The sequence below is a fragment of the Sphingomonas sp. BE138 genome (assembly GCF_031456125.1).
Lineage (GTDB): Bacteria > Pseudomonadota > Alphaproteobacteria > Sphingomonadales > Sphingomonadaceae > Sphingomonas.
This window is the reverse complement of the sequence record NZ_JAVDUC010000007.1, coordinates 173,716-200,401: the sequence shown is the minus strand read 5'-3', so window position 1 is coordinate 200,401 and position 26,686 is coordinate 173,716. Positions and strand designations below refer to the sequence as shown.

Here is a 26,686-nt window from a genome sequence, read left to right as displayed (position 1 = left end):
CTGGTCGGCAGCATCGCCGCCGCCGCCGAGCAGCAGGCGACCGGCCTGCAGCAGGTCAACACCGCGGTGTCGGAGATGGACGGCGTGACGCAGCAGAATGCCGCGATGGTCGAGGAAGCGACCGCCGCCGCACGCAGCCTGGCCGACGAAGCCGGAACGCTGTCCGGGGAAGTGGCGCGGTTCACCCTCAAGGGTACCGCCGAACGTGCGTCGCATGCGTCGCCAGTACGTGCGCTTCAGGCCCGTGCCGCCGACGTTGGCCGCCGCATCGCCCAGGATGCGACACGCCGCCCTGTCGCCTCGATCCAGCGTCCAAGTCATGGCAACCTTGCGGTGGCAACGGACGACTGGTCGGCCTTTTAACGTCCCCGGTCGGGTTTACGGCCCGGCCGTCTTACTTCGAGGACTTCCAAGAAGTCGCCGATCGCTCGAGATGAAATTCGTTTCGAGCGGTCGGCGCCGCAACGAGCGGCAGCCATCCGCCGCAGGCTGCTCAGGGCGGCCCGGACGCTCGTCGACACATCGCATGGGGAGCGCAGCGTGCGAGGGGACCCGCTCCACCTCCGATGACGCGGACGGCACCTGGTCCAGATCGCTTCTGAAACTCTGCGTGAAACCGCGCTTGGCGGGCTCTTTAAGGACGCTGAAAGAACGCGTCGGTGGCGGAGACGGAGGGATTCGAACCCTCGGTACGGTTTCCCGTACGACGCTTTAGCAAAGCGTTGGTTTCAGCCACTCACCCACGTCTCCGGGCCGGCGTAGGGCGCGGCTATAGCGGGGGTGCGAGCGGCGATCAACCGGTTGCGCGCGTTTTCCGCACGTCCCGCCCACGAGTCCCCTCGTCGCGCCGTTCATTGCCGCGACAGTACCGCGCGGCCTATAACGTCGCGATGATCGAGGGGGCGGACATGATGCGAACGATGGGGCGCGGCATCTGGGCGGCGGTGCTGGCGGCGATGATGCTCGGCACGCCCGCCGGCGCCATGGCGCAAGTGCGCACGATCGACCCGAACGCGGCGATCGACGGGGACGTCACCGGCGCTCCCCCGCCGGTGCGCACGCCGACCGCACCGGTGGCGCCGCAGCGCTCGGACCCCTCGCCCGAGAACGAGCCGACCTCGGCGCCGCTGCCGCAGACCCCGCCGCCCCCGACCGGCTCCGAAACGCGCGCGGATGCGACGACCACCGCCGCCTCGACCTACAAGCGCGACGACCTGATCGCGGCGGGCGAGGGCGTGTTCGGCAAGGGCGCGGAGGGCTTCGCGCAGATCATCGAGAAGATCCTGAAGGACCAGGGCGAGCCCAATGCCTATATCGCGGGGCGCGAGGCGTCGGGCGCGTTCATTCTCGGGGTGCGCTACGGCTCGGGCATCATGACGCACAAGGTCGAGGGGCAGCGTCCCGTCTATTGGACCGGCCCTTCGGTCGGCTTCGATGTCGGGGGAGATGCCAACAAGGTCTTCGTGCTGGTCTACAATCTCTACGACTCGCACGACCTGTTCGCCCGCTTCCCCGGCGCGGAGGGGCGGTTGTACTTCGTCGGCGGGTTTGCGGCGACCTACCTGCGCAAGGGCAATGTCGTATTGATCCCGGTGCGGCTCGGTGTCGGGTGGCGCGCAGGCGTCAACGTCGGCTATATGAAGTTCACCGAAACGTCGAAGTGGCTGCCGTTCTGACGGCCTGCTGACGGGCGGCTCAGCCGCCCGGAAAGCCGGTCGCGTCGAAGCGGATCGGCGCCCCCTGCGGCGCGTCCCCCAGCGTGTCCTCCCACATCGCCACCTGACCGCGCACGATCGTGCCGATCGGCTTGCCGGTCAGTTCCATACCGGTGAACGGCGACCAGCCCGCGCGCGAGCGCAGCCAGCGCTCCTCGATCGTCCAGCGCTTCTTCAGGTCGACAATCGTGAAGTCGGCGTCGTAACCGGCCGCGATCCGCCCCTTGGCCGTAAGTCCGAAAATCCGCTGCGCGCCCGCGCTCGTCAGTTCGATGACGCGCTGGAGCGACAGCCGGCCGTGTGCGGCGTGATCGAGCAGCAGCGGGAGCAGCGTCTGCACGCCCGGCATGCCGCTCGGGCTGGCCGGATAGGGTTTCGCCTTTTCCTCCAGCGTGTGCGGCGCATGGTCGGATCCGATCACGTCGGGCACGCCCTGGTTCAGCCAGTACCACAGCCCGTCGCGGTGCGCGCCCGAGCGGATCGGCGGGTTCATCTGCGCCAGCGTGCCGATCCGCGGATAGGCCTCCTCACCCGCCAGCGTCAGGTGCTGCGGCGTGACCTCGCACGTCGCGATGTCCTTGTTCTGCCCCAACAGCTCCAGCTCGGCGGGGGTGGTGACGTGCAGGACGTGGATCCGTCGACGTGCCGCGCGCGCGAGCCGCAGGATGCGCGTCGTCGCCAGCAGGGCACTCTCGTCGTCGCGCCACACCGGATGCGACGACGGATCGCCCTCGACGCGCTCGCCCGCACGGGCGTTCATGCGATCCTCGTCCTCGGCATGGATCGCGACGCGGCGGTGCCCGCTCGCCAGCACCTCGGCCAGCCGTGCATCCTGGCTGACCAGCAGGTCGCCCGTCGACGCACCCATGAAGATCTTGACCCCTGCCGTGCCGGGCAGCCGCTCCAGTTCCGCCAGGTCGCGCGCATTGTGGTTGGTCGCGCCGACATAGAAGGCATGGTCGCACCACATCCGCCCCGCGGCGCGGGTCAGCTTGTCCTCGATCGCTTCCGCGGAATCGGTGTTCGGCTTGGTATTCGGCATCTCGAACACCGCCACCACGCCGCCCATCACCGCCGCTTCACTGCCCGTCGCCAGGTCTTCCTTGTGGACCAGCCCCGGCTCGCGGAAGTGCACCTGCGTGTCGATGACGCCGGGCAGCACGTCCAGCCCGGTGCAGTCGATCGTCCGTCCCGCATCGCCACGCGCACCGATCTCGACGATCCGGCCGTCGCGCACGCCGACATCGGCCGCGACCGGGCCGCCGGGGGTGTGCACGGTGCCGCCGGTGAGCAGGAGATCGTAGGTCGGCATCGTCAGCCCTTTCTGGCTCTTTCGCGGGGTCGCCGCCCTTCCTACCTTGGCGGCATGGACGATACCACCCCGGCGACGATGCTGGCCGATCGCGCGCTGCTGCGCCTGTCCGGCGACGATGTGCGCGGCTTCCTGCAAGGGCTGCTGACCAACGACGTCGGCGGCGCGCTGCCGGTCTGGGCGGGCCTGCTGACGCCGCAGGGCAAGGCGTTGTTCGACATGATCGTGTGGGCCGATGGCGACGACGTGCTGCTCGACGTCGAGCGCGACCACGCCGAAGCGATCGCGCGACGCCTCGCGATGTACCGGCTGCGGCGCGCGATCACGATCGCGCCCGACGCGGCGCTGGCGGTGCATTGGTCGCGCGACGCGGCCGACGGCCCGCACGATCCGCGGCTGGCGGCGCTCGGGGCGCGCTGGCTGGGGCCGCCTGCGCGCGCGGCCGCGGGCTGGCATGCGCATCGCCTGTCGCTGGGGGTGGCGGAGGGCGTCGCCGATCTCGGTTCGGGCGAGACCTTGTGGCTGGAGGCGAACCCGCGCGAACTGAACGGCGTCAGCTTTACCAAGGGCTGCTACGTCGGTCAGGAGAATACCGCGCGGATGCATCACCGCGACAAGGTCCGCCGCCGGCTGGTGGTCGCGCCGCTGGATGAGGGTGACGCGCGACGCCGCAGCCTCTACCCCGAGCACGGTGTCATGGTCACGCTGCGCCGCGTCGATGCCTTGGGCGATGCATTGATCCCGGCCTGGCTGGGAGCGGAATTAAGCGACTCTACCACCACATAAGGCTGAGTGCTGCGACCCGCATGCGGATCGCGGCTCTTCGCCAAGCGCCCGCCCGGACGGCCAGCCGATCGACAGCGTAGCGCGACGCTTGGACCCATGGGCCGGATGCGGCCGCGGCAGGCCGATCGCCACGCCATCGAACGCATTCGGCGCAAAGATGGACGGGAGGTTCAGCGCGCCGGCAAGTGCCGCTTTCCCCTCACATGCCGGCCGGCATCACGTGGCTTCAACAAAAAAGGAGGCCGGCTTTCGCCGACCTCCCTCTTTCGTCACCGAAGTGATCGACCTTACTGGCCCGAACCCGGACCGTAGGTGATCTCCACGCGGCGGTTCTGCACTTCGCGGACGCCGTCGGCGGTCTCGACGCGCAGCTTGGTCTCGCCGAACGCTTCGGTCGTCATCACGCCGTCGGGGATACCCTTCGACGCGAGGTACGCCTTCACCGAGTCCGCGCGACGCTGCGACAGGCCGACGTTGTACTTCGCCGAACCCGAGGTGTCGGTGTAACCAGCCAGCATGACCTGCGCGTTGTTGCAGCTCTGATACTGGGTGACCGCGTTGTCGAGGATCGACGCCGCTTCCGGGGTGACGTCCGACTTGTTCCACTCGAAGAACACGATGAACGGACCAGGCGAGCACACCACTTCCGGCGGCGGAGGCGGCGGCGGGGGCGGCGGGGGCGGCGGCGGGGGCGGCGGGGGCGGCGGCGGAGCCGCTTCTTCCGGCGCACCGAAGTTGTACGTCACGCCACCCAGCAGGCTGTGCGAACGGAAGCGACCGTCATACTCGCTGCCACGCGCGTCGAACAGGTTGACGTTGTCGGCGTTGAAGAAGCGATACTTCAACGACACGTCGATGTTCTCGGTCAGCGGCGCACGGATACCCGCCAGCGCCTGCCAGGCGAAGACCGTGTCCGAATCGTCGAGGAAACGATAGGCGTTCGGCGCCGACATGCGGGCCTGGACGCGGGCGACACCCGCACCGCCGCCGACGAAGCCCTGCAGGCCGTCGTCTTCACCGAAGTCGAGCAAACCGTTGACCATGAAGCTCAGCGCCGTGGTACGGCCGCCGACGCCATCATAGGTGCCCGGGTTCGCCTGCGTCGTGCCGCTCAGCGGAACGGCGGCGGTGGTGCGGAGGCTGTCGATCGTCGCACGGCGGTAGCCGGCCTCGGTCTCCAGGCGGAACGCACCGAAGTCATAGCCGACTACGCCGTCGACATCCCAACCGTAGTCGTGGTCGACGGTCGCGGTGCCGTTGCGGCTCGCCGCGGTGCCGGTCACGCTCCAGTCGATGTCCTCGACGATCATCGCACCGCCTTCAACGCCGACATACCACGCCTTGTCGCGCGCAAGCGCTGGCGTGGCGAGGGCGGTGGAAGCGAGTGCCGTGAACATGGCTACCTTACGCATCAAAATCCCCTTTCCATGGTGTCACTACGGACGGCCAAACTCACTATCGAAAGGATGGTTTCCGGACAAGCTGACAAATACCGGGTGCTGTGGCGTTATTGCCACACCTTTTTCATGCCGGGAGCGGCAATCATGTGCCGATAAGTCCATGCTTTCGCATCGCAATCAAGATCATTTCGACGCAGGCACGACTTTCGACATCAATCGTCGCGCCGCCGCTCGGCACGGCGATTGCGGAACCCCGCGCGCCGACTACCTGCTGCCCGTCGACAAGGACGCGCGCCGCGCGCACGTCGCCGCGTCGCCAGCCGGCGCCGTCGTGAACCGCCTCCTGCCCGCTCGCCGGGTGCCATGCGCGCAAGCCGGCACGCGGTGCCACGAACCGCCAGCCGCTCGCGGTCCAGCCTGCAATCGCGCCGGCATGGCCCGTCCAGTCGCCGGTCGGCGCCGCGCCGACGATCCAGCATTGCCCCGGTTGCGGCGCGCCGGGCGGGGCGTCGCGCCCCACCTCCTCCACCACCGCCTGCACCGCGATGTCGAGCAGCGCGAGCGCCTCGTTGTGCCACAGTTCCTTCTGCGCCTGCCCGGGCGCCAGCAACGGCAATCCCAACCGTGCGCTATCCTCCTCGGTCATCGTCCGTCTCCCTCGATCACACCCTCGACCGCGCCCGACGCCGCCAGCGTTCCCAGCTGCCGCACCGCGACCCGTGTCGCGCCGTCGCGCAGCATCGCCGACGGCAGCACCAGCTGCGGCGCGTCGCTGGTCACCACGCGCGGCGGATCGCCGCCCTCGAGCGTCACGGCATACAGCTCGCGCTCCTCGCCCAGCGGCGCATCCATGCCGTCGACCCAGCGCCACCCCAGCCGGCTGCACCGCACCCAGCGCAGCGCAGCTCCACCGTCCGCCGTCCGCGCCGCGCGCAGCCGCACCGGCGCCGGCGGCGCGACCGAGGCGCCGGTGACGACCGCCGACGCAGCCACCGGCTCGGCATCGCCGATCCCGCTCGCCAGCAACCGGATCGTGTCCCCGGCCCGCGCGCGCGGCACCGCGATCGCCGCCACGCCTTCCGCCTCGACCAGCGCGAACGCCGCCCCCGCCGGATGCGCACCGGCCGCGGTCCCGCGTCGCCCGCGCAACAGCGTCGACACGCGCCAGCGCCGTGGCGCCACCTCCACCGCATCGCGGAACTGGATCAGCTCCGTGCCGAGCAACGCCAGGTTCGCGCCGCGGTCCAGCGCGGCATCGTCGACCGACACCAGCACCATGTCCGCATGCGCCAGTACCAGCTCGATCGCGGACGCCCGGTCGACCAGCCACGCGCCGCGCGCCGCGACCGGCATGGCCGTCACGCCGATGATCGCCGGCGCCGCGGTCGTCCCTGCCGCCTCCCAGGTCGCGCCGCCGTCCAGGCTCATCATCAGCGCGGCCGCGCGCCAGCCCGGCGCGTCACCGCTCGCCAGCACCGCGATCCGCATCGTGTCCGCGCGCGTGTCGTCCAGCGGCGGCAGCTCGGCGGCGACCAGCCGCGTCGCCGCCACCGCGCGATCGGGGGCCGGCAGCACCTGCCCGGCGTCGGCCGGCAGCGCGATCGTCGCGGCGGCGGGCGGGGTCAGGTCGAGCACCACGCCGCGCCCGGTCTGCTCCGCACGCGTCACCCGCCAGGCCGCGTCGCCTTCGCCCAACCGCACCGCATCGCCCGGCGCGATCGCCGCCGCGCTGGCGTCCAATGTCACCCGCCGCGTCACCCGCCCGCGTTCCGCCTGCTTCAGCAACGCCTGCGCCAGCCCGCGCGCCGCCGCCGCCTCCAGCGCCACCGCCATGTCATGCGCGGTCTCGCGCCAGCCGCCGCCGCCCGGTCGCGTGGCCTGCTGCACCCCGACCTGATAATCGCGCGCCGGGTCGTAGCATGACAATGTCACCCGCCGCGGCACCGTCTCGATCGACTGCCGCCGCTCGCTGACCGCCGCATCCGCGTCGACCGCCACCACCACTCGCGGCGCCTCCGCCAGGTGCAGCGCACCGCGCTCCGGCACCCACCACGCCCCCGCGATCGTCGCCAGCGTCTCCAGCGCCGCGGCTGCACTCTCGCCACCCGCCGCATAGCCCGGCAGCACCGCCGCCGGCCCCGTGCCGACCACTGCGCCGCCGCCCAGCGCCGCCGCGACCGTGCCGATCGTCGGCGGCACGGCATCGCCGATCACCTCGAAGCTGAGCGACGGGATGCGGTTCCCGAACTCGCCCAGCGGCAAATTCTCGAACACCGCATAGGCAAGGCCCCGATAGGCGGGCGCTTGCGGCTCCAATGCGGCGATCAGCGGGTCGGCCTCCTGTTCCTCGCTGCCGGCGTGGAGCCGGAACCCGGTCGGCACCTTCCAGTCGCCCGCCGCCCCGCGCAGCAGCTTGCCCTCGGCCCAGATCCGCCCCACCCCGGCGATCGGCCGCGCCGACAGCGCCACCGCGAAGGACGCGGCATAGCTGTAGCCGGTCGTGCCCGGCCGCCCCTTGCCCCCGCGGGTCGTGCTGCGCGTCTCGATCAGCTCGGTCGCCCAGATCACGCAGCCGGCGACCCGCATCGTCCCGAACACCTTCGGGATCACCGTGCCATAGGACGAGGTCTGTACCTTCAGGTCGGATAGCCGCGGTCCCTGCCGCGTCTTCGGCGCCAGGACACTGCGATCGACCGCCTGCCCCAGCACGCCGCCGAGCGCCGCGCCCACCGGCCCGCCGATCGCGCCGCCGACCGTCGTCAGCACCAATGTCGCCATGTCAGTCCCCCTCCGCTATCCGCAGCCCCCTTGGCCGCCCCGTCCAGCGCCACGCCCCATCGACCGGCCACGGCACCGCTCCCGGCCGCGCGACCACCCGCCGCGCCTGCGCATCGGCGTGGACGATCCCGTCGTGTCCGCGCACCACCAGATGCAGCTGCGCCGCCGAAATGCGGCACAACAGCACGTCTCCGGCCATGCTCCCGTCGCAGGGTCGCACCCCGCCCTGAACCGCGCACGGCACCGCGCCCGGCGGCACGCACCCGCTGGCGAGCGCATAGGCACGCGGCAACATCACCTCCGCCCCCGCCCGCTCCAGCGCGACCGCCACGACGCCGACGCAATCCAGCCCCAGCGCCGGATCGCGCCCCTGCGGGCGGAACCGCACTCCCACCAGTTCCAGTGCGGCGGCGAGCACCCGCTCGCCAGCCGTCACGCCCCCGGATACCGCGTCAGCAGGTCGATGCCGGGCAGGTGCGGTTCGCCGCGAAAGTTCGCGACATTGCCGAACCGCCCCGCGCACGTCGCCAGCCGCCGGTCGCACCCCTCGACCACCGCCACCAGCGTCCCCGCCGCCACCGCGAACGCCGGTGGCGCGCGCAGCGTCAGCACCGCACCGTCCGAGCGCTCCACCGCGCTCGCCAGCCCGGCGTTCGCGCCGCCGAACCACCGCAGCACGCCCTCGCCATACGCATCCGCCACCGGCTCGGTACGGTCGAGCGTCACCCGCTCACCCTCCCACGCGACGACCCGCGCGAAGCGTCGCCGCCCCGCCATCGCCACCCGGCAGCGTGCATCGCCCAGCGTGGCGCGGCACGCCGCCGAGGTCGCCTCGCTCACCGGCCGCTCCAGCATCGCCTGCACCCCGCGCAATTCGGCGGTGAAGCCGTCCGCACCCAGCTCGACCGCGCCGATCCGCCCCTCGCCCAGCGGCACCACGCCGCGCGCCGGATCGCTCCAGTCGACCGCCAGCATCGCGACGCGCGCCCCGTCCCAGCGCCCGGCGATCAGGTCGGCGCGCCGGAACGCGCCCTCCCCCAGCGCGCCGGTCACCTCCATCGTGTCGGCGTCCAGCCCCTCGGCGCGCACCACGGCGGAGGGCGTCACCCCCGGCGCGGCGCGATAGCTGACGCCGTCCACCGCCAGGTCGCGGTCGTGATCGGTCAGCGCCACCATCACCCCGTCGCGCCGCTCGACCCGCCAGCACAACGCCTGCGTCAACAGCCGGTCGCTCATGCCTCGCGCACCTCGATCAGCGGGACCGACGGCGCCGCGCCCGCCAGATGCGTCGCGCGCGTCACGCTCAGCTGGTCCTCGGCGAAGCGCACCGGCACGTCGAAGTCGAACGACGCCGTCACCGCCGTGCCCTTCGCCGGTGCCGCGTCCAGCGTCACCACCCCGCCGGGCGCCAGCGTGAACGCACCCGTCGCCGTGCCGCCGACGGCCACGCGCACGCTTCCAGACACCGGCCGCGTGATCCGCCGCACCGCCTGCCCGTAGCGCCGCACCAGCGCGAAGGTCCGCGTGGCACCGTCGCCGGTCCCGATCGCCTCGCCGACGCCACGCCAGTCGAACGGATCGCGCAACCGGAACCCGCGCGCCGCCCCCATCCGCGCGCGGAAAAAGGCGAGCAGCGTCGCGACATCCGCCTCGCTGCGCACCCCCGGCCCCACGTCGTAGCGGGTGCGCGCCTCCGCCCAGGCGACGCTGCGCGTCTCGCGACCGCCCGCGCTGGTCGTCACGCCGGTCGAAAAGGTCGGCGTCACCTCCGCCTCGCGACCGAGCGCCAGCGGGAACATCACGTCGTCGAACGCCTCCACCGCGCCCTCCTCCTGCCAATAGACCAGCCCGTCGCGCAGCACCTGCGGCAGCGCCCACAGGTACACGCGCGGCACCCCGCGCGCCTGCGCCGCCCCTGCGGCGGCGACGATCGCGCGCCACTGCCCGCGCTGCTCGGGCCGCAGCACGAACCCGGAGAGATAATCCTGCGCCCCCGCCGGATAGCCGAGCCGCAGCGTCGCCGCCGCCGCGCCGCGTGCGCTCGACGCGGTGTCGCCCTCGGTCACCCAGTCGTAATCCTCGAGCTGGAGCACGTCGAACGCCGGCGCCGCCCAGCCGAGCGGCATGTTCATCCGCTTCGCCTCGGGCGCCGCGGCGTCGAGCACGGTCGGCAGGTACGTGAGCAGATACGTCGTGCACCCCGGCGCCGCCGCCTTGACCGCCGCCGCCAGCGCCGCGGTCGACGCCGCCAGCGCCGCGCCCGCGCGGTCGAGCGTCGCGCGCTGCGCGGCATCCAGCGTGGCCCGCACGCTCGGCACCGCGACCGGCGCGAACGCCGCCACGGCGCTGTCGTCATAGATGCATGGCCGCGCGCCCTCGGGGGTCACCCACCACCACGGCTCGCCGATCTGGAAGTGCGGCGCCAGCCCCGCCGCCTGCCCGATCGCGACGAAGGCGCGCGCGACGCCGTGCAGATACGCCATCGCCGCGACGTTGCTCGGCGACAGCAGGGTCGAGGGCGGCACCCACCCGGTCAGCGCCGGGCTTCCGTCGGCCGCGCGCTGCTTCCACCCCGCCGGGCAATGCGCGTCGAACAGTTCGTAGGACAGCGACCAGATCAGGTCGTAGCCCAGCACCTTCGCCCGCGCCGCGAAATCGCGGTGCCACGCCGCGCATGCGACGTTCAGCGCGCCCTCCACCACGCCGCCGCGCAGGCGGAAATAGTGGCTCATGCCCACATAATGGACGATCGCGCCGCGATACCCGAGCTGGAGCGCATTGCGCAGCAACCGCGCGGGCGTCAGGTGGTAGCTGTCGTCATAGCCGCTGGCGATGCGCACGTCGTGCTCCGGCAGCACGACGTCGCCGATCGCGATCACCGCCCCCGCGCCGGTGCAGGCGATCTCGCTCACCTCCACCCACGCCTCGACCGGCGCCGGCAGCGCCCCGCCCGCCGCATCGTAGCCGGGCGCGACCAGCGACACGAACATCCGCTCGACATCCCCCGCCCACACGGGATCGCGCTCGCCCGGCAACAGGAACCCGCCGTCGACGCTTGCAAAGTCGATCGCCACCCGCGCATCCTGCGGCGTACCGGTCGCGTAATTCCACAACCGCACGTACCAGGCGCGCGCGTTCCCGTCCGCGTCGCGGCCCTCGATCGTCAGCACCGGCCCGTTGACCGCATCGAGCGCCAGCACCCCCGCCGACCGCCACCGGAACGAGAGCCGGCAGCGCCGGTAATCGCGCGCGGTCTCGTAGCGCAGCAGCGGATGATCGTGCCGGTCCTCGCTTTCCCAGATCAGCCCGGCGAGATCGTCGCGACGGTAGAATACCGCATCGACGCGCAGCGCATCCGCCGCGGTCGTCGTCACCGCCGCCATCATCGGCCGCGGGAAGTTCACCGTCCAGTAAACGGGGTCGAAGCGCGTCAGAACCCCCGCGTCCTGTTGGCCACGCGCCGCCGTCAACCAATGCCCCATCACTCGGCCTCCGTCAGCGCGGCACGGACCGCACGCGCCACCTGCCGGCTCGATCGCGCCATCGCCTCGGGCGCGCCGGCAGTGCCGGCATTAATCGTGATCGCCACCCGCACGTCGCGGGCGCCGCCGCCGCTTCCCGGCACCGCCACGTGTCCGCTGGTGGTCGGCACGAACACCTCCGGCCCGCGTTCGCCGACCAGATAGGCGCGTCCCGGGCTCACCGGCCCGCCGGTCGCCCGCCCCGGCAAGCCGAGCAACCCGGTCAGCAGGCCGGCCAGCCCGCCCGCCCCCAGCAGGCCGCCCCCGCCGCCCGCCGCGCCGCCGCTGCCCAGCACGTGCCCGATCCCCTGTCGCAGCGCCGCCGCCGCGATCTCCCCCATCGCCGACAGCGCGACCGCCTTCAGGTCGTCGAACCCCAGTTTGCCGGTCCGCACCGCACGCGCCAGCGCGGTCTCCACCGCACGCCCGGCGCGCTCCGCACCGTTCCCCAGCCCGCTCTCCAGCGTGGCGCGCATCGCCGCCACGTCGCGCGCGAACCCGCCGGTGTCGGCGCGCACGCCGATCACCAGCCGCTCGATCTCGTCATCCATCGGGAAAAGCCTCCTGCATCGCCGCGATCGTCGCGGCATCGGGGGGCGGTGTCGCCGCGGGCACGCACGCCTGCACCAGCGTGGCCAGTTCCACCGGGGTCGCCCGCCAGAACTCGTCCGCGCGCCACCCGAACACCGCCCCCGCCAGCCCGGCCAGCCGCCGCGCCGCCTCGGCGAAGGTCGTCACCGCCCCGCCAGGATCTGCGTCAGCAGCACCTTCAGCGCGGGGGTCGCCGCGCTCATGCCGCCTTCCACCACCGCCTCGCCCAGCGCGTCGCGCGTCAGCGCCGCCGGCGCGCCGTGCCGGCAGTGCCAGAACAGCCCCACCAGCTCCGCCAGCGCCAGCCGCCCCGCCGCCGCCCGCTCGACCAGGTCGAACAGCGGCCCCAGCTCCTGCTCCGCCGCCACCAGCGCCGCGAACGTCGGGCGCAGCACCAGCATCTCGCCCGCCACGCGCACCGCCGCCTCCCCCCGAACGGGGTTGGGCACCGCGTTCACGCGCTCACCACCGCGCCGGAGCTTTCCAGCGCGATCGTGTAGCTGCGCTCGCCGTTGTAATCCCCGGCATAGTCCAGCCGCGTGACCAGGAACCGCCCGGTCATCGTCTCGCCGCTCTCGAACGTCAGCCGATAGTCGTCGAGCGTCCCGGCCAGCGCGCTCGCCTTCACGCGCAGCTCCGCCGCCGATCCGGTGAACACCCCCGCCGCCGCGACGCTTACCGACCGCACCCCCGCGCCCGACAGCAATTCGCGCCACCCGCCCGAATCCTTGCTGGTGATCGCCACGGCCTCGCCGTTGACGCTCAGCTGCGTCGTGCGCAGCCCCGCCACCGTCCGGTACGTCACCGGCGTCGCTCCGTCGCCGACCTTCAGCAGGAACGCACTGCCCTTTTCCGCCGCCATCTCAATCCTCCGCCATCATCCGCACCCGCACGTCGACCAGCGCCACCCACCGCCCCGCGCCCACGGTTCCCACACCTTCGTTCAGCAGCGCGCTGCGCACCGGCACCACGTTCACGACCCGCCATCCCGCGACGCCGGGCACCGACAGCAACGCCGCCTCGGCATCCGCCGCCAGCGCCACCGCGCGCGCGCCGCTCTCGCCCTCGTCGCGTATCGCCACCCCGATGCGCAGCTCGCGCCCCGCCCGGTCCTTCGTTCCCCAGTCGCTGGCGCTCCATTCGCGAAGCGTCAGGAACGGCACCGTTCCCTTGGTGCCTGCGCCCTCGAATACCCGCGTCACCGCCACCCGCTCGCGCAACCGCGCCAGCACGCCCGCGCGCATCACTGCCGCCACCACGCCAGCGACGGATCCTCCACCCACCGCCGCTTCAGCCCGCGCGCGCCGACCGTCACGCCGTCGTCGTGCTCCTCCACCTCGGCATCGGGCAGCACGACGCGCAGCCGCGCCACCACCCGCGCGCGCAGTTGCTCGACCGCGCGCTTCATGCGTGCACCGGCTGCGCGAGCCGCACGTCGCGGAACGGCCGCCACAACGCGCTGACCGCGGCGGGCACCGGCGCGCTCCCGGCGCGGTCGCTGAACAGATGCGCCGCCAGCATCGCGACGCCCTGCCTCAGCGGCGCGGGCAACCCCGCCCAGCCGCTCGCCAGCCCGGCGGTGAACGTCACCCGCACCGCCGCCGCGCTCTTCACCCACCCGACGCCCTGCGCATCGATGTCGACCGCAAAGCCCGCCGCGGTGATCGCGCGCACCGGCGCCACCGGCAGCACCTGCCACCCGGCCGCGCCGTCCAGGTCGGCCACCACCTCGCGCACGATCAGCACGCGCCCCGTGAACTGCTCCGCCAGCCCCAGCGCCGCCTCGACGAACGCCAGCGCCAGCGCATCGTCGTCGATCGCCGCCGCCCGCAACTCCGCGCGCACCGCCGCCAGCGCGCGCGCACGATCCTCCGCCCCCAGCGTCACCACGCCGGGCGCCCCTGCCACGATCATCATCGATGTCCTTTCTGTTCCGGTGGGGGGCGCCGCCCTCCCCCTTTACCGTCACCCCGGCGAAGGCCGGGGTCCATCTCTCCGCGCGCGCCTTGTTTGCGGCTCCTGCGCTCCACCCGCCACCGGCAACGCCGTCAGACGGAGGACGGCCTTGCGGCTGCCCCCCGCTGCCCGGCCTTGCCGGGTCCTGCGATTGCCTTGGCAATCGCAGGCTCAGCTTGCGGCGAACCGCAGGACCTTGATCGCCTCGCTGTTCGACACGCACCCGCCGACGCGCTTGGTCGCGTAGAAGGTCACGAACGGCTTGTTGCTGTACGGATCGCGCAGCACGTTCGTTTCCGCACGCTCCGCGATCAAATAGCCCAGCTTGAAATTGCCGAACGCCACCGCATGCGCGCCCGCCGCGATGTCGGGCATGTCCTCGGCCTCGACCACCGGGTAACCGAGCAGCGTCGCGGGCTGCCCCGCCGCCATGCTCGGCTGCCACAGGAACTGCCCGTCGCTGCTCTTGAACTTGCGGATGCGCGCCGCGGTCGTCGCGTTCATCACGAAGGCCGCGCCCTGCCGGTACGGCGCGCGCAACGCCTGGACCAGGTCGATCAGCCGCTCGGCACCGTTGCTGCCGAAATCGCCCGCCGCACCGGTCGGCAGATATTGCAGCGTCCCGAAGCTGCGCGTCGCATCTCCCGCCGCCGCGGTCGGCGCCTGCAGGAAGCCGCGCGGGCGGTTGGTGCCGTTGCCGTTCACGAACGCCGCGCCCTCGGCCTTCGCGAACTCCGCCGCGATCTCGCCGGCCAGCCACGCCTCGACGTCGAACTGCGCATCGTCGAGCATCGCCTGGCTGGCGGAGGGATTGGCATAGAGCTCGCCCATCGGCGGCGCGATCTCGACGAAGGTCGGCGACGCGGTCACCGGCCGCGCATCGGTCTCCGCTGCCCAGCCGGACGGCGTGCCGCCGGTCGTCACCAGCTTGCGATACCCCGCCGACCCGACCTGCACCACGTTGGCGATACTGCGGATCGGGCTGGCGCTTTTCAGCACCGCGTCGATCTGCGCATCGATCTCCTTGGGGATCGCGAAGCCGCCCTGGTCGCCGGTCGCGCCGGTGAACGCCTTCTGCTCGATCACCGCGCCCGACCGCACGAAGCCGTCGAAGGCGCCACCACCCTGCACGCGCGCGCCGTCCAGCACCGGGCGCGCCACCACCGTATCGTTCATGCTCTTCTCCACAGGAAAGGGGTCCCCGCGACCCCTGGAAAATCACAGCCGCGTGATCGCCTCGACGCGCGCGGCGGGCTGCATCGGCACCGCCACCAGGCTCACCTCGATCAGCTCGGCGCGCAGGATCTCGCGCCACGCGCCCTGCCGCACCGCGCGCGCGCGATACCCGACCGACAGGCCCGGCAACGCCCGCGCGCGCACCAGCCGCGCCACCTCCTGGTCGTCGACCTGCGCCGCGACGCGCAGGCCGCGCGCATCCTCGCCGATGTCGATCACCGCCCCCACCGGCGCCCCGCGATGCTGCATCAGCAGCGGCACCGCGCCGGCCCCGGCGAAGGCGCCGCGCCGCATCACGTCGCCCGCGCGATCGACCCGGTCGAACACCGCCGCGTAACCGACGATCCTCATTTCAGCGCGCCGGGCTTCAGCAGGTCCTCGAACCCCAGCCGCATCGCGATCCCCGCCAGCAGCAGCGCCAGCACGATCCGCATCGCCCACGCCCCCAGCGCGCGCCATGCCGAACGTTTCGCATCGCGCCAGGCGCGCAGCAGTTCGCGCAGCTCCGCCACGTCGCCCGCCGCGCCGTCGTCGGCCAGCCCCAGCCGCTTCAGCGCGCGCACCGCGCCCAGTTCGCCCGCCTCCTCCGCGATCGCGCGCAGCGTCGCGATGTCTGCGCCCTCGCCACGCCCCTGCGCCAGCAATTGCGCCAGCACGCTGCCGCCCGCCGCGCTCATGCCCAGTCCACCATCTGCCGCTTCTCGTCGCGAGTGATGAAGTCGGCCGCCGCCACCATCCGCCACAGCCGCTCGCGATCCTCGACCAGCGCCGGCACGCGGTCGAGGTCGATCTGCAACCGCGCCGCCGGGAATGCCTCGGCCAGCCCGTCGCGGATCGCCGACAGGATCGCCCCCGCCAGCGGCAGCACCGTCAGCCGCCACAGCGCCTTGTTCGCCTCCTTGTAATTCGCGTGCGTGCTGTCGCCCGGCAGCCCGAGCAGCATCGGCGGCACCCCGAAACCCAGCGCGATCTCGCGCGCCGCCGCCGCCTTGGTGCCCGCGAAGTCCATGTCGGCGGGCGTCAGGCTCATCGCCTGCCATTTCAGCCCGCCCTCCAGCAGCATCGGCCGCCCGGCGTTGGCCGCCCCCGCGAACCCCTGCTCCATCTCCTCGCGCAGCCGCCGGAACTGGTCGGGGCTCAGCACCGACCCGTCGCCCGCGTCATAGACCAGCGCGCCCGACGGCCGCGCGGCATTGTCGAGCAGCGCCTTGCTCCACGCCGCGGCCGCATTGTGGATCGCGATCGCCGCCGACGCCGCGCCCAGGCAGCCCAGCCCGTAATGATCGTCGACCGGGTTGAAGCGCCGCACATGGATGACGCTCCCCGGATCGAGCCGCGTCGTGCGCACGCCGACGCGGTAGAGATACGCGCCCGGCCACCCGTCCGCGCCCAGCTCGACGCTGACCCGCTCCGGGCGCAGCGCGAACAGCTCGGCGACCTGCCCGTCGCCGTCGCGCAGCACCTGGACGAAGGCGTTGCCGTGCAGCAGCACCTGCGCGCTCACCGCCTCCAGGAACCCGCGCCCCGCCACCAGCGCGCGCAGCCGCGCGTCCGACACGTCCAGCGGCGCGCCCTCGACCGCCTCCGCCACCAGCTTCACCGCGCGCTGCGCGATCGCATTGCCGCAATAGCCGGCGCGCACCTGCGCCTCATAGCCCTGCGGCCACTCCCCGATCGCGCGCGGCACCCCGCCCGCACGCCCCAACGCCGGACGCGCGACCGCGCGCCCGGACTTCCATCCGAACCATGCCATGTCCGATACCTCCGAAGATCGTCCGCGCCCGCTCCGGCCGCGCCGTCATTGCGGGCGTAGCGAAGCAATGAGAAAGGGGGCGCCACACACGCAGCGCACCCGCCCGAACCCTCACATCGTCCGCACCCGCACCTCGCCCTGCTTGTCGAGCATCAGCGCGGTCAGCGCCCAGACGCAGGCGTCCGCGCGGTCCGGCGATCGTCCCGGCCCCTCGTACCCGCCGCCCGCGACCAGCCCGGCCAGTTCGTCCTCCAGCGCCGGAAACGCGCGCGCATGCCACACCCGCCCGCGTTCGTAGAGCGCCGCCACCGGTTCCGCGCGCGCCGCCTTGCCGCGCGTCGCATGGACCAGCCGGATCGGCAGCGACGCCTGCGCCGCGCGCAGCACCTGCTCGACCATCGCGCCGCCCTGGTTCGCCTCGGCGACCACCCGCTCCGCCGACACCCGCGCCGCGCACGCTACCACCGCGTGCGCCCACCGCTCGGGGCTCGCGCCGGTCACGCTGGCATCCTCGATCACATAGCCGTGGCCGTCGCGGCCCAGCCCCGCCGCGACGATCCCGCACGCATCGCCGCCGACCCCGGCCGGCGGATCGACGCCCACCACCACGCGCGTCAGTTCGGGCACCACGCCCGCGCGTTGCCGCTCGATCAGCGCGCGTGGCCACAGCGCGCCCGCCACGTCGTCGATCAGCTCGCCGTCCAGCTCCTGCCGCCCCAGTCGCGTGGCGCCGTAGCTCGCCTCCATCGCGGCGACGAACGCCTCGGGCAGGTGCGCGTTGTCGCGCGTCCGCCCGCGCGTCACCACCGTGCCCGGCGCCGCCCGCACGCGCCGCATCAGCGCGGTCGCACGCGGCGTCGTCGTCACCAGCGCGCGCGGCAACGTGCCCAGCCGCAGCCCCATGGTCAGATTGTCCCACGCCGAGGCATGGCTCCATTTCGCCAGCTCGTCCGCCCAGGCGAAATGGTGCTCCGGCCCGCGCAGTTTCTCCGGCGCCGCCGCCGAATACAGCGTCGCCACCGTGCCGTTCCCGAACCGCACCTCGCCGCTGGTCGGGCGCCACACCACCGCATCGGCGGGGCGCGCCACCGCGACGACCCCGCTCGGCCCCTCGACCATAACCTTGCGCGCATCCTCGACCGTCGCACCGACCAGCGCGATCCGCGCCCCCGGCACCGCGCGCGCCATCGCCCGCACCCATTCCGCCCCCGCGCGCGTCTTCCCGAACCCGCGCCCGGCCTGCATCAGCCACACCCGCCAGTCGCCCGCGGGCGCCAGCTGCCCGGCGTGCGCCCACAATTCCCATGCCGCGTTCAGTTCGGCCGCCGCCTGCGCGCCGACCGTCGCGACCACCCGTTCCCGCTCACGCTCGGTCAGTTGCGCCAGTCCGCCGAGCGCGCGAAGCCCGACGCCGCTCATTCCGCGGCCTTCGCGGCCGAACGCCTGGCCATCGCCTGCACCCGCCGCAGCAGCTCGCGCTCCGCCTTCGCCAGCGGGCTGTTGCGCGTCGCCACCTTGCGCGGCGTCGTCGCGACATCGATCGCCGCGCCCGGGCGCCGCTCCAGCAGCACCAGCGCCGCGGCCACGTCCATCCTGGTGTCGGTATCGCCCAGCACCTGCCGGACCAGCGCCGCCTCCATCCGTTCATAGGCATCGTCCAGCGCCAGCCGCCATCCCGCCCCGAACGCCGTGCTCCGCCGCCGCAGCGCATAGGCGGACCGCGCCGTCTTCCCCGCCGCCGCCGCCGCGCGCGCCACGTCGCCGTCGATCGCGAAATGATCGAGGAACGTGTTGCGGTCGTTGCGCGACCACCGCTGCGACGGCCGGGCCGCCCCCGCTGCCGCACCACTATCCGCCGTATCGCCGCTCCGGACCGGCGCGTCGCTCCCTGCTGCCCGTTCGCCTTGCTGCATCCCGCCCCCCGCCATTGCCGCCGCGTTGTCGCCCCCGCGGGGCCCCACGCCCCAACGCAATCGGGCCGGCGCGACCGGAGCCGAAGCCCCGAGCCGCCCGGCCCGTCTCACATCATCTCGATGTTCCCGTTTTGTACACAAACAGCGTCGCGCTGTCAAGCGCCGATCACGCCGTCGCCCCCCATCACCGTCACAACGGCGACTTGGCACTCGCCAGACTGGCCCGGTCGCGGCGGTCGTGCGCCACGCGGCGCAGCGCCCGCGTGACCGGCCGCTCGAAGGCGAGGTGCAGCACGATCCCCGCGATCACCGACCCGACGATGCTGGCGACCGCGATGACGATCCCCAGCCACACGCCCGACAGCGGCAGCTTCATCGCCACCACGCCCACCACCGGCAGTACGAAGCCATGGATCAGATACAGCGAATAGGATGTCTCCCCCACGAACCGCAGCGCCGCCGACACCGGCCCGGTGCAATACCGCTCCAGCGACAACGCCGCCCACAGCACGATGCACGCCGCCGTGCCGAAGCCGATAGCGCGCGCCCACCACGATTCGAACGGCCCCACGGCCAGATACACGCCGCCCGCGATCAGCATCGCCACCGCCGCCGCCGCCGGCACCACCGGCAGCCTGCGGTCGAGGTACAGCCGGCCCAGGATCATCCCGCCGGCGAATTCCAGCAGCATCGGGGAGAGCAGGACGGTCGGCGCCGGCCAGTCCTCGCGTCGCCACAGCCCCGCCACGGTCAGCGCGATCAGGACCGGCACCACGAATCGTACCGGATCGCGTCGCGCTTTCAGCGCCGCCGCGAACAGCACGTAGAACAGCAGTTCGAACGACAGCGTCCAGCCGACGACGACCACGGGGAACACGTCCCCCGCGGCGTTGCGCGCCGGGATCAGGAAGAAGGACGCGATGATGTTGCTCAGCGGCGGCGCCCCGTTGACCGCGACCCCCGCCGGCACCACCGCCAGCATCGCGAGTTTCAGGACGGTGGCCAGCCAATAGACCGGCAGCAGCCGGATCAGCCGCAGCTCGAGGAACCGCCCGGCCCCCGGCCCTCCCGCCGCGGCGCCCATCTTCTGGCCCGAGATCAGGATGATGAAGCCGCTGATGACGAAGAACAGGTCGACGCCCGCGCCGCCGTTCTCCCAGACATAGGCGACGGCGGCGGACGTCTTGTCGCGCCACAGCACCCCGGCATGATAGGCGACCACCGACAGCGCCGCGACCGCGCGCAGCATCTGGACGGAGGTGAACGTCCCGTCCCGCGCGACGCTGGACCGGATCGCTCCGTCGCCTTCCCGCCCTGCCGCCATCGCTACGCTACTCCCGCCGCGGACCCGTTACACGACCCGACGCGCGGCGTAGCACACGCAACCGCCCGAATTAAATCGCGCAATGCCAACGGCCTGACCATCCCGGGACGGAGCGGGCGATGTTCGGGAGCGGGGATGGAGCGGGTAACGGGAATCGAACCCGTGTATTCAGCTTGGAAGGCTGCTGCACTACCATTGTGCTATACCCGCCGACACCGCAAGAAAGCTGGCTTTTCTCGCCGTGGCTCAGGATTGTTTTGCGATCCTGCTTTGCCGCCGCAGCGAATAGCGCAGCATTCGGGAGCGGTCAATCCGGCGCGCGAACGGGCTGGATCGGGCAAGGGGATTGCCGGATAACCCCTAAAGGACCGTCATCTGAGGTCCGCTTGACGGACACGTCTTCCTAATACGGCAATGCCGTATTTTTTGCTTGATGTACATACGGCATTGCCGTAGCAGGATGCCGATGCACACAGTCATCGAAACAGCTGCCTACATCGCCGCCGCCAGAGATGCGCGAATGACCGTTGCCGAGATGACCGCCGTAGTCGACCTGATCGCTGCCAACCCGGAAGCGGGCGAGATCATGCCGGGCTGCGGCGGCGCTCGTAAGCTGCGTGTGGCAAAGCCTGGCAAGGGCAAATCGGGCGGTTATCGGGTCATCACCTACTACGCCGGCACGACCCGCCCGGCCTTCCTGCTGACCGTGTTCGGCAAGAACGAGAAGGCCAACCTGACGAAGGCGGAGCGCAACGCCCTTGCCGAACTGACAAAGACTCTAGCCGCCCGTTTCTAGGCGGGCGGTCGATTGAAGGAAACGAACATGAAGAGCGCATTCGACAAGATCGCAGCGGGGCTGAACGATGCCATCGCCTATGCCGAGGGCGATGACAGCCGCGGGCGTAAGGCGACCGTCGACGTGAAGGCGGTGCGCGCCGCCACGAACAAGACGCAGAGCGACTTCGCCAAGGCATATCGCTTTCCCATCGGGACCGTTCGCGATTGGGAACAGGGTCGTCGTCAGCCCGACGCCGGGTCGGCCGTCCTGCTCAAGATGATCCAGGTCGAGCCGGAGACGGTCGAGCGCATCATCGCGCGGACGAGCTGACCCTTCGACGGAACTGCGCCCGGACCGGATGGCTGCGCTCGACCAGCCCGGCCACGATCCAGCGGAGCGCCTGCTGCCCGTGGTGGAACGCCACATTTTGGTCGGCGCGAACCTCCGTCCAACAGCTCACCAGCAACTCGCGATCGGCGAGATGCCGAAGAAGCATCGGCCGGGCGCAGCATCGGACGAACGGCGTGGTCCGCCGGCGTGCCATCGCCTCAGTAAGTCAAGCCGACGTGCAGGAAGTCCGGCACCGGACCGTTCCAGCCGCCGTCGTCGACCGCCTCGACTACCGCCGGCGCGCGCGCGCGTCCGCGCGTGGTGTCGCGCCGGTCCTCGCGCTGGCGCGCCGCGCGCGGCTGGTCGTCGCGCTCCCGCTCGACAGGCTGGTGCGCGTCGCGCGAACGGCGCGAGCGCTCGCGGCGCGGCGCTTCCTCGCGCACCTCCGGCTGCGGCGCCTCGTCTGCGATGCGCTCGCGCCGCCGGCCCCGCTCACGGCGCGGGACTTCCGCGGGCTCGGCTTCGGCGGCGGGCAGCGCGTCGACCCGCGCGATCTTCTGCCCGGTCAGCTTCTCGATATTGTCGATATTCTCGACGTCGTCGGGCCCGACGAACGTATAGGCGACGCCCGTCGCCCCGCCGCGCCCGGTGCGCCCGATGCGGTGGACGTAATCGTCCGGGTGCCACGGCGCGTCATAATTGAAGACGTGGCTCACGCCCTTCACGTCCAGCCCGCGCGCCGCGACGTCGCTGGCGACCAGGATGTTGACGTCGCCCTTCTTGAACCGCTCCAGCTCGGCCAGCCGTGCGGGCTGGTCCATGTCGCCGTGGATCTCGCCGCTGGCGAAGCCATGCCCCTTCAGGCTTTTGTTCAGCTCGCGCACGGTCGTCTTGCGGTTGCAGAAGATGATCGCGGTGCGCACGTCCTCCTGCGCCAGCAGCGTGCGCAGCGCCTTGCGCTTCTCGACCGCCGGCCCCTTCACCGGCACCACCCACTGGGTGATGTTGGTGTTGGTGGTCGCCGGGCGCGCGACCTCGATCGTCTTGGGGTTGGTCAGGAAGCGGTCGGCCAGCTTCTTGATCGGCGCGGGCATCGTCGCGCTGAACAGCAGCGTCTGGCGCTGCGCGGGCAGCTTGGTGCAGATTTCCTCGATGTCGGGGATGAACCCCATGTCGAGCATCCGGTCGGCCTCGTCGATCACCAGCATCGAACAGCCGGTCAGCAGGATCTTGCCGCGCCCGAACAGGTCCATCAGCCGGCCGGGCGTCGCGATCAGGACGTCGACGCCCTTCTCCAGCGCCTTCACCTGGTCGCCCATCTGCACGCCGCCGATCAGCAGCGCCATAGAGAGCTTGTGGTATTTGCCGTACGTCTCGAAATTCTCGGCGACCTGCGCGGCCAGTTCGCGCGTCGGCTCCAGGATCAGGCTGCGCGGCATCCGCGCGCGGCTGCGCCCCTGCGCCAGGATGTCGATCATCGGCAGGACGAAGCTGGCGGTCTTGCCGGTGCCGGTCTGCGCGATGCCGATGATGTCGCGCATCATCAGGACGGGCGGGATCGCGCTCGCCTGGATCGGCGTCGGCTCGGTATAGCCGGTGTCGCCGACGGCGCGGAGAAGTTCGTCGGAAAGGCCGAGGTCGGCGAAGCTCATGCGGATGTCCGGGCTGTCGGGCGGCGCGGCGTGGCGGTTCCCATCGCTCCCCGCGCTTCCCCATCCCCTGCGTAAAGTCAAGGAATTTGCGCCCTGCGCGGCTATTTCTTGGCCGGTCGCGGTACCAGCGCGCGGAACCGCGTCACCGCGCAATACGCGCCCGATCGCGACCGGATGCCGTCGCGCTTGGCGCACAGCTGCCCGTCGGGTGTCGGTTTCAGGTAGAATCCGCGATAGAAATCAAGCGTCGGGCAATCGTCGTCCAGCTTGGCGCGGACCCGCCGGGCGCCGCCGACGACCAGGTCGACCTCCCCCTCCCGGTCCACCGCCGCGCCGGTCAACGTGTTCATCGCTATGCAAACAGGCCCTTTTTTCTCGTCCCACCGCACCGGCGGCACCGGCGCGGGACGCCCGCGGATCGGGGCGGGCGAGACGCGCGGCACGCGGATGATCAGCCGCTCGTGGATCGTAAGTTGCGCATATTGCACGCCTTCGGCTTGCGGCGGGCTGGCCGACAGCACGAACGGTGCCGCCGATACGAGCAGCAGGACAGGCAGAGCGCGCAGGGTCATAATCGGGGCAGGAGCACTGACCATCGACGGTTGAACGCGTGATGAATTGGACGCACATCGCGCATCCGCCAAGAGAAAACCGCATGACCGCCCCCCTTCCCACCCCCGCCCCCACCGACGCGCAGCGCCGCCTGATCGCTCGCCTCTCCGCGCAGCTGCCGCCCAAGGCGATCGTCACCGATCCGGACGCGATCGCCCCGTCGCTCACCGACTGGCGCCGCCGCTACTACGGCCACACCGCGCTGATGCTCGCCCCCGCGAGCGTGGCCGAGGTGCAGGCGATCGTCCTCGCCGCCCGCGATGAAGGCGTGCCGCTGGTCCCGCAGGGCGGGAACAGCTCGATGGTCGGTGGCGCCACCCCGCCCGCGGACGGCCGCGCCGCGATCCTGTCGCTGCGTCGCCTCAACCGCCTGCGCACGCTCGACGCCGAGGCCGGGCTCGCCATCGCAGAAGCCGGCCTCGTCCTCTCGGACCTCCACGCCGCCGCCCTCGGCGTCGGCCGCCGCTTCCCGCTGTCGCTCGGCGCCAAGGGCGTCGCGACGATCGGCGGGCTCGTCTCGACCAACGCCGGCGGCACGCAGGTGCTGCGCTTCGGCACGATGCGTGCGCTGGTGGCCGGTGTCGAGGCGGTGCTGCCCGACGGATCGCTCCATGACGGATTGGCCGCGCTCAAGAAGGACAACCGCGGCTACGATCTCGACCAGTTGCTGATCGGCGCGGAGGGAACGCTCGGCATCGTCACCGCCGCGACGCTGCGGCTCGTGCCTGCGGTCGCCGCTCGCGCGGTCGCCTGGATCGGCGTTGCGACGCCGGAGGCGGCGCTCACGGTGCTGCGTCGTTTCCAGCGTGCGACCCCGGCGCTGGAAAGCTTCGAACTGCTTCCGGCCGAATCGCTTTCGGCCGTGCTCACGCACATTCCCGGCACCCGCGCGCCGCTGGCGAGCGACCATCCGTGGCACGTCCTGCTGGAGGTCACCGCGGACACCGCCGACGACGACCCCGCCGCCGTGATCGAGCGCGTCCTGGCCCCCGCGCTTCACGACGGTCTCGTCGTCGACGCGACGCTCGCCGCCAGCGAGGCGCAGGCCGACGCGTTCTGGCGGATCCGCGAGTCGATCTCCGACGCCGAACGCGCTACCGGCCCAGCCGCGCAGCACGACATCTCGGTGCCGGTAGAGGCGATGCCGCGCTTCATGGTCGAGGCGGCGGCGGCATGCGAGGCGCACTTCCCCGGCACACGCGCGTCCGGCTTTGGGCATCTCGGAGACGGCAACGTCCATTTCCACGTCCGCGCCGCGCCCGGCACCGATCCCGCGCGCTGGTATGCCGAGCACGTTCCGGTTGTCTCCGCCTTCGTCCACGACCTGGTTGTCGCGGCCGGCGGATCCATCTCGGCCGAACACGGCATCGGCCAGATGAAGCGCACCGAGCTGGAGCGGGTCGCCCCGCCGTCCCGACTGGCCGCGCTGCGCGCGATCAAGCGCGCGTTCGATCCGGGCCAGTTGTTCAATCCCGGCAAGCTCGTCACGCTTGCGCCGGACGCCCCCATTCAATAGCACCGGTCGCGTCCGGGGGGACGGCAGGACGTGACGTCCCCTTTGCGCATGCACCGACGAACACCGTCCGTTCTGGAGATACCCATGGCCAGCGCGCCGCAACTTCCGCTTTTCTACAACGGCCTCGAACCGCTTTCGAGCGAGGTTCACGCCAATTACAAGGTGAAGCCGTCCGACACCGCGCCGTTTCTGGTCGATCAGCATGCGATCCCGGTCACCGTCGAGGAATTTCCGCTGATTCAGCGGCACATGCCGATCGTCTTCTCCTCCGGCGACGACGCGATCCCGATCGCGCTGATGGGCCTGAACGAGGGCGTCAACGTGTTCATGTCGCCGGACGGCCGGTTGAACGACGACACGATCTACGTGCCGGCCTATGTCCGCCGCTATCCGTACATGCTGGCCCGGCTGCGCCCGGACGCCGACGAGCTGTCGCTGTGCTTCGACCCGAGCTCGCCGACGATCGGCGCGTTCGAGGACGGCGACCCGCTGTTCACCGATGGCCAGCCCTCGGAGCTGACGCAGAACATCCTCAAGTTCAACGAAAATTTCGAGCAGGCCGCGGCGCGCACCGGCCAGTTCATGAAGGAAATCAAGGAACTCGACCTGCTGATGGAAGGTGAGGTCACCATTCAGCAGGACGGCATCGAGCAGCCGTTCGTCTACCGCGGCTTCCAGATGATCGACGAGAAGAAGCTCTCGGAGCTGCGCGGCGACCAGCTGCGCAAGATCTCGCAGTCGGGCATGCTCCCGCTGCTCTACGCGCACCTGTTCTCGCTGGCGCTGATGCGCGACATCTTCGCCCGCCAGGTCAAGCTGGGCAAGATGCCGCAGCCGCAGTTGAACGCCTGATAGAAGGACACAGACGATGGCCACCCGCCTGCCGGTGACGGAACGTTACTCGGGAGTGGCCATCGCCTTTCACTGGGCGATCGCGCTACTCGTGATCGTCAACCTGATCGTCGGCATCGGGCATGACGCGGTGCCGGCGCTGCGGGCGTGGATGCCGGGGCACAAGGCGATCGGGATGACCGTTCTCGCCCTCACGCTGCTCCGCATCCTGTGGCGGCTGGCGCATCGTCCACCGACGCTGCCCGCCTTCGTACCAAACTGGGAACGACGCTTCGCCCATGCGACGCATTGGTCGCTGTACGCGCTGATGCTCGTCATGCCGCTGTCGGGCTGGGCAATGGTATCCGGTCCCGAGGGCCGCCGTCCGCTGTCGTGGTTCGGGATCGCCGACCTGCCCTACCTCCCCGTCGATGCAGCCGGCGCGAGTGCCGGACACGAAGTGCACGCGGTTGTCGGGTGGGCCATGCTCCTGCTGGTCATGCTCCACATCGCCGCTGCATTGCGCCATCACCTGATCCTGCGCGATTCGGTTCTGCTGCGCATTCTTCCGCGCGCGACGCGCTGATCGTGGGGCAATCCGCGCAGGCGGAGCATCCCACCGAGGAGCGACATCGCCAATGCGCTCGCATGCGTTACCGAACGCCTCTCACCTCGTCGCACG

Annotated in this window: 30 protein-coding genes, 2 tRNA genes and 1 pseudogene; 8 read left to right on the top strand and 25 right to left on the bottom strand. The window is 71.6% G+C overall.

The features are described 5' to 3' along the window. A pseudogene (locus J2Y58_RS11405) lies at window positions 1–363 on the top strand (methyl-accepting chemotaxis protein); the annotation flags it as partial. A 297-nt stretch (window positions 364–660) separates the two neighbouring features. Here J2Y58_RS11405 and J2Y58_RS11400 read toward each other — a convergent pair. Further along, window positions 661–750, bottom strand: a tRNA-Ser gene (locus J2Y58_RS11400). A 161-nt stretch (window positions 751–911) separates the two neighbouring features. On the opposite strand from J2Y58_RS11400, the gene J2Y58_RS11395 reads away from it, so the two are divergent. Next, window positions 912–1,676, top strand: coding sequence for a DUF1134 domain-containing protein (locus J2Y58_RS11395; protein WP_405053094.1), 765 nt, complete (start codon window positions 912–914; stop codon window positions 1,674–1,676). Between the two features lie 19 nt (window positions 1,677–1,695). Here J2Y58_RS11395 and J2Y58_RS11390 read toward each other — a convergent pair whose 3' ends face one another. Continuing rightward, complete coding sequence (locus J2Y58_RS11390) at window positions 1,696–3,027, bottom strand: dihydroorotase (protein ID WP_310103052.1); 1,332 nt, start codon at window positions 3,025–3,027, stop codon at window positions 1,696–1,698. 54 nt (window positions 3,028–3,081) lie between these two features. Here J2Y58_RS11390 and J2Y58_RS11385 point away from each other — a divergent pair, with 54 nt between their 5' ends. Continuing rightward, a complete protein-coding gene (locus tag J2Y58_RS11385) occupies window positions 3,082–3,813 on the top strand; it encodes a folate-binding protein (protein WP_310103049.1) in 732 nt (243 codons plus the stop codon). A gap of 287 nt (window positions 3,814–4,100) precedes the next feature. Here J2Y58_RS11385 and J2Y58_RS11380 read toward each other — a convergent pair whose 3' ends face one another. The 21 genes from J2Y58_RS11380 to J2Y58_RS11280 form a co-directional block, all read right to left on the bottom strand. After that, complete coding sequence (locus J2Y58_RS11380) at window positions 4,101–5,225, bottom strand: OmpA family protein (RefSeq protein ID WP_310103047.1); 1,125 nt, start codon at window positions 5,223–5,225, stop codon at window positions 4,101–4,103. 130 nt (window positions 5,226–5,355) lie between these two features. Continuing rightward, a complete protein-coding gene (locus J2Y58_RS11375; protein ID WP_310103045.1) occupies window positions 5,356–5,859 on the bottom strand; it encodes a DUF2793 domain-containing protein in 504 nt (167 codons plus the stop codon). Next, window positions 5,856–7,991: a phage tail protein gene (locus J2Y58_RS11370; protein WP_310103043.1), complete on the bottom strand. Its 2,136-nt coding sequence runs from the start codon at window positions 7,989–7,991 to the stop codon at window positions 5,856–5,858. Before J2Y58_RS11370 ends, J2Y58_RS11375 begins: the two co-directional genes overlap by 4 nt. A 1-nt stretch (window position 7,992) precedes the next feature. After that, window positions 7,993–8,427: a peptidoglycan endopeptidase gene (locus J2Y58_RS11365; protein ID WP_310103040.1), complete on the bottom strand. Its 435-nt coding sequence runs from the start codon at window positions 8,425–8,427 to the stop codon at window positions 7,993–7,995. Beyond that, window positions 8,424–9,227, bottom strand: a complete 804-nt coding sequence (locus J2Y58_RS11360) for a DUF2163 domain-containing protein (protein ID WP_310103038.1) — start codon at window positions 9,225–9,227, stop codon at window positions 8,424–8,426. The genes J2Y58_RS11365 and J2Y58_RS11360 overlap by 4 nt, the downstream gene beginning before the upstream one ends. Next, entirely contained in the window at window positions 9,224–11,473 is a 2,250-nt protein-coding gene (locus J2Y58_RS11355; protein WP_310103035.1) for a DUF2460 domain-containing protein, read from the bottom strand. The genes J2Y58_RS11360 and J2Y58_RS11355 overlap by 4 nt, the downstream gene beginning before the upstream one ends. Beyond that, entirely contained in the window at window positions 11,473–12,063 is a 591-nt protein-coding gene (locus J2Y58_RS11350) for a tail tape measure protein (RefSeq protein ID WP_310103033.1), read from the bottom strand. The genes J2Y58_RS11355 and J2Y58_RS11350 overlap by 1 nt, the downstream gene beginning before the upstream one ends. Then, a complete protein-coding gene (locus J2Y58_RS11345; protein WP_310103031.1) occupies window positions 12,056–12,250 on the bottom strand; it encodes a phage tail assembly chaperone in 195 nt (64 codons plus the stop codon). Before J2Y58_RS11345 ends, J2Y58_RS11350 begins: the two co-directional genes overlap by 8 nt. Next, window positions 12,247–12,561: a gene transfer agent family protein gene (locus J2Y58_RS11340; RefSeq protein ID WP_310103025.1), complete on the bottom strand. Its 315-nt coding sequence runs from the start codon at window positions 12,559–12,561 to the stop codon at window positions 12,247–12,249. The genes J2Y58_RS11345 and J2Y58_RS11340 overlap by 4 nt, the downstream gene beginning before the upstream one ends. Beyond that, window positions 12,558–12,965, bottom strand: a complete 408-nt coding sequence (locus J2Y58_RS11335; RefSeq protein WP_310103022.1) for a phage tail protein — start codon at window positions 12,963–12,965, stop codon at window positions 12,558–12,560. The genes J2Y58_RS11340 and J2Y58_RS11335 overlap by 4 nt, the downstream gene beginning before the upstream one ends. Window position 12,966: 1 nt before the next feature. Next, window positions 12,967–13,359 (bottom strand): DUF3168 domain-containing protein, encoded by a 393-nt coding sequence (locus J2Y58_RS11330; protein WP_310103019.1) that lies wholly within the window; start codon window positions 13,357–13,359, stop codon window positions 12,967–12,969. Continuing rightward, a complete protein-coding gene (locus J2Y58_RS11325) occupies window positions 13,347–13,511 on the bottom strand; it encodes a hypothetical protein (protein WP_310103016.1) in 165 nt (54 codons plus the stop codon). Before J2Y58_RS11325 ends, J2Y58_RS11330 begins: the two co-directional genes overlap by 13 nt. Then, window positions 13,508–14,017 carry a hypothetical protein gene (locus J2Y58_RS11320; protein WP_310103014.1) on the bottom strand — a complete coding sequence of 170 codons (510 nt, stop codon included), beginning with the start codon at window positions 14,015–14,017 and terminating at the stop codon, window positions 13,508–13,510. The genes J2Y58_RS11325 and J2Y58_RS11320 overlap by 4 nt, the downstream gene beginning before the upstream one ends. 213 nt (window positions 14,018–14,230) lie before the next feature. Then, window positions 14,231–15,235, bottom strand: coding sequence for a phage major capsid protein (locus J2Y58_RS11315; RefSeq protein WP_310103011.1), 1,005 nt, complete (start codon window positions 15,233–15,235; stop codon window positions 14,231–14,233). Window positions 15,236–15,277: 42 nt separating this feature from the next. Beyond that, window positions 15,278–15,646, bottom strand: a complete 369-nt coding sequence (locus tag J2Y58_RS11310; protein ID WP_310103008.1) for an HK97 family phage prohead protease — start codon at window positions 15,644–15,646, stop codon at window positions 15,278–15,280. Continuing rightward, a complete protein-coding gene (locus tag J2Y58_RS11305) occupies window positions 15,643–15,972 on the bottom strand; it encodes a DUF6127 family protein (protein ID WP_310103005.1) in 330 nt (109 codons plus the stop codon). Before J2Y58_RS11305 ends, J2Y58_RS11310 begins: the two co-directional genes overlap by 4 nt. Next, window positions 15,969–17,048 carry a phage portal protein gene (locus J2Y58_RS11300; protein WP_310103002.1) on the bottom strand — a complete coding sequence of 360 codons (1,080 nt, stop codon included), beginning with the start codon at window positions 17,046–17,048 and terminating at the stop codon, window positions 15,969–15,971. The genes J2Y58_RS11305 and J2Y58_RS11300 overlap by 4 nt, the downstream gene beginning before the upstream one ends. A 111-nt stretch (window positions 17,049–17,159) precedes the next feature. Continuing rightward, window positions 17,160–18,467 carry a terminase large subunit domain-containing protein gene (locus J2Y58_RS11295; protein WP_310102999.1) on the bottom strand — a complete coding sequence of 436 codons (1,308 nt, stop codon included), beginning with the start codon at window positions 18,465–18,467 and terminating at the stop codon, window positions 17,160–17,162. After that, window positions 18,464–18,961, bottom strand: a complete 498-nt coding sequence (locus tag J2Y58_RS11290; RefSeq protein ID WP_310102997.1) for a hypothetical protein — start codon at window positions 18,959–18,961, stop codon at window positions 18,464–18,466. Before J2Y58_RS11290 ends, J2Y58_RS11295 begins: the two co-directional genes overlap by 4 nt. A 190-nt stretch (window positions 18,962–19,151) precedes the next feature. After that, on the bottom strand, window positions 19,152–20,285 hold the full coding sequence (locus J2Y58_RS11285) for an acyltransferase (protein WP_310102994.1): 1,134 nt from the start codon (window positions 20,283–20,285) through the stop codon (window positions 19,152–19,154). Window positions 20,286–20,421: 136 nt separating this feature from the next. Beyond that, window positions 20,422–20,495, bottom strand: a tRNA-Gly gene (locus J2Y58_RS11280). Window positions 20,496–20,751: 256 nt separating this feature from the next. Between J2Y58_RS11280 and J2Y58_RS11275 the strand changes: the two genes are divergently transcribed. Continuing rightward, entirely contained in the window at window positions 20,752–21,081 is a 330-nt protein-coding gene (locus tag J2Y58_RS11275) for a type II toxin-antitoxin system RelE/ParE family toxin (protein ID WP_310102991.1), read from the top strand. 27 nt (window positions 21,082–21,108) lie between these two features. Further along, window positions 21,109–21,393, top strand: coding sequence for a transcriptional regulator (locus J2Y58_RS11270; RefSeq protein ID WP_310102988.1), 285 nt, complete (start codon window positions 21,109–21,111; stop codon window positions 21,391–21,393). 218 nt (window positions 21,394–21,611) lie between these two features. On the opposite strand, the gene J2Y58_RS11265 is transcribed toward J2Y58_RS11270, so the two are convergent. Together J2Y58_RS11265 and J2Y58_RS11260 are read right to left on the bottom strand one after the other, a co-directional pair. Next, window positions 21,612–23,045, bottom strand: a complete 1,434-nt coding sequence (locus J2Y58_RS11265; RefSeq protein WP_310102985.1) for a DEAD/DEAH box helicase — start codon at window positions 23,043–23,045, stop codon at window positions 21,612–21,614. 101 nt (window positions 23,046–23,146) lie between these two features. Then, window positions 23,147–23,617: a hypothetical protein gene (locus J2Y58_RS11260; RefSeq protein ID WP_310102982.1), complete on the bottom strand. Its 471-nt coding sequence runs from the start codon at window positions 23,615–23,617 to the stop codon at window positions 23,147–23,149. 83 nt (window positions 23,618–23,700) lie between these two features. Between J2Y58_RS11260 and J2Y58_RS11255 the strand changes: the two genes are divergently transcribed. The 3 genes from J2Y58_RS11255 (at window position 23,701) to J2Y58_RS11245 (ending at window position 26,590) form a co-directional block, all read left to right on the top strand. Continuing rightward, on the top strand, window positions 23,701–25,173 hold the full coding sequence (locus tag J2Y58_RS11255) for an FAD-binding oxidoreductase (protein ID WP_310102980.1): 1,473 nt from the start codon (window positions 23,701–23,703) through the stop codon (window positions 25,171–25,173). Between the two features lie 84 nt (window positions 25,174–25,257). Beyond that, window positions 25,258–26,025 carry a SapC family protein gene (locus tag J2Y58_RS11250; RefSeq protein WP_310102978.1) on the top strand — a complete coding sequence of 256 codons (768 nt, stop codon included), beginning with the start codon at window positions 25,258–25,260 and terminating at the stop codon, window positions 26,023–26,025. Between the two features lie 16 nt (window positions 26,026–26,041). Next, a complete protein-coding gene (locus J2Y58_RS11245; RefSeq protein ID WP_310102975.1) occupies window positions 26,042–26,590 on the top strand; it encodes a cytochrome b in 549 nt (182 codons plus the stop codon). The last annotated feature ends 96 nt before the right edge of the window (window positions 26,591–26,686 follow it).

Coding starts and splice junctions, on each gene's coding strand:
- J2Y58_RS11395 (WP_405053094.1), top strand. CDS start 912: ATGCGAACGATGGGGCGCGGCATCTGGGCGGCGGTGCTGGCGGCGATG.
- J2Y58_RS11390 (WP_310103052.1), bottom strand. CDS start 3,027: ATGCCGACCTACGATCTCCTGCTCACCGGCGGCACCGTGCACACCCCC.
- J2Y58_RS11385 (WP_310103049.1), top strand. CDS start 3,082: ATGGACGATACCACCCCGGCGACGATGCTGGCCGATCGCGCGCTGCTG.
- J2Y58_RS11380 (WP_310103047.1), bottom strand. CDS start 5,225: ATGCGTAAGGTAGCCATGTTCACGGCACTCGCTTCCACCGCCCTCGCC.
- J2Y58_RS11375 (WP_310103045.1), bottom strand. CDS start 5,859: ATGACCGAGGAGGATAGCGCACGGTTGGGATTGCCGTTGCTGGCGCCC.
- J2Y58_RS11370 (WP_310103043.1), bottom strand. CDS start 7,991: ATGGCGACATTGGTGCTGACGACGGTCGGCGGCGCGATCGGCGGGCCG.
- J2Y58_RS11360 (WP_310103038.1), bottom strand. CDS start 9,227: ATGAGCGACCGGCTGTTGACGCAGGCGTTGTGCTGGCGGGTCGAGCGG.
- J2Y58_RS11355 (WP_310103035.1), bottom strand. CDS start 11,473: ATGGGGCATTGGTTGACGGCGGCGCGTGGCCAACAGGACGCGGGGGTT.
- J2Y58_RS11350 (WP_310103033.1), bottom strand. CDS start 12,063: ATGGATGACGAGATCGAGCGGCTGGTGATCGGCGTGCGCGCCGACACC.
- J2Y58_RS11335 (WP_310103022.1), bottom strand. CDS start 12,965: ATGGCGGCGGAAAAGGGCAGTGCGTTCCTGCTGAAGGTCGGCGACGGA.
- J2Y58_RS11325 (WP_310103016.1), bottom strand. CDS start 13,511: ATGAAGCGCGCGGTCGAGCAACTGCGCGCGCGGGTGGTGGCGCGGCTG.
- J2Y58_RS11320 (WP_310103014.1), bottom strand. CDS start 14,017: ATGATCGTGGCAGGGGCGCCCGGCGTGGTGACGCTGGGGGCGGAGGAT.
- J2Y58_RS11315 (WP_310103011.1), bottom strand. CDS start 15,235: ATGAACGATACGGTGGTGGCGCGCCCGGTGCTGGACGGCGCGCGCGTG.
- J2Y58_RS11310 (WP_310103008.1), bottom strand. CDS start 15,646: ATGAGGATCGTCGGTTACGCGGCGGTGTTCGACCGGGTCGATCGCGCG.
- J2Y58_RS11305 (WP_310103005.1), bottom strand. CDS start 15,972: ATGAGCGCGGCGGGCGGCAGCGTGCTGGCGCAATTGCTGGCGCAGGGG.
- J2Y58_RS11300 (WP_310103002.1), bottom strand. CDS start 17,048: ATGGCATGGTTCGGATGGAAGTCCGGGCGCGCGGTCGCGCGTCCGGCG.
- J2Y58_RS11295 (WP_310102999.1), bottom strand. CDS start 18,467: ATGAGCGGCGTCGGGCTTCGCGCGCTCGGCGGACTGGCGCAACTGACC.
- J2Y58_RS11290 (WP_310102997.1), bottom strand. CDS start 18,961: ATGCAGCAAGGCGAACGGGCAGCAGGGAGCGACGCGCCGGTCCGGAGC.
- J2Y58_RS11285 (WP_310102994.1), bottom strand. CDS start 20,285: ATGGCGGCAGGGCGGGAAGGCGACGGAGCGATCCGGTCCAGCGTCGCG.
- J2Y58_RS11275 (WP_310102991.1), top strand. CDS start 20,752: ATGCACACAGTCATCGAAACAGCTGCCTACATCGCCGCCGCCAGAGAT.
- J2Y58_RS11270 (WP_310102988.1), top strand. CDS start 21,109: ATGAAGAGCGCATTCGACAAGATCGCAGCGGGGCTGAACGATGCCATC.
- J2Y58_RS11265 (WP_310102985.1), bottom strand. CDS start 23,045: ATGAGCTTCGCCGACCTCGGCCTTTCCGACGAACTTCTCCGCGCCGTC.
- J2Y58_RS11260 (WP_310102982.1), bottom strand. CDS start 23,617: ATGACCCTGCGCGCTCTGCCTGTCCTGCTGCTCGTATCGGCGGCACCG.
- J2Y58_RS11255 (WP_310102980.1), top strand. CDS start 23,701: ATGACCGCCCCCCTTCCCACCCCCGCCCCCACCGACGCGCAGCGCCGC.
- J2Y58_RS11250 (WP_310102978.1), top strand. CDS start 25,258: ATGGCCAGCGCGCCGCAACTTCCGCTTTTCTACAACGGCCTCGAACCG.
- J2Y58_RS11245 (WP_310102975.1), top strand. CDS start 26,042: ATGGCCACCCGCCTGCCGGTGACGGAACGTTACTCGGGAGTGGCCATC.